Raw genomic sequence first — 301 nt, forward strand, 5'->3', positions numbered from 1 at the left:
CGCGAACCTGTCGCTGCGCGAAGGCGAAATCGTCGGGCTGCTCGGCCGCTCGGGCTCGGGCAAGTCGACGCTGCTGCGCATCATCGCGGGGCTGATCGAGCCGACCGGCGGCGAAGTCACGTATCTCGGCAAGCCGTTGCGCGGGCCGGCCGAAGGCGTCGCGATGGTATTCCAGACGTTCGCGCTGTTCCCGTGGCTCACCGTGCTGCAGAACGTCGAGGCCGGCCTCGAGGCGCTCGGCGTCGGCGCACGCGAGCGGCGCGAGCGCGCACTCGCCGCGATCGACCTGATCGGCCTCGAC

The 301-nt window shown here is 71.4% G+C and carries 1 protein-coding gene; it reads left to right on the forward strand.

What is annotated here, in order from left to right; genetic code table 11:
* A partial coding sequence (locus HMPREF3115_RS28085) for an ATP-binding cassette domain-containing protein (protein WP_256276407.1) occupies positions 1-301 on the forward strand: 301 nt, incomplete at both ends.

The sequence above is a fragment of the Burkholderia sp. HMSC10F09 genome (assembly GCF_001806955.1).
Lineage (GTDB): Bacteria > Pseudomonadota > Gammaproteobacteria > Burkholderiales > Burkholderiaceae > Burkholderia > Burkholderia multivorans.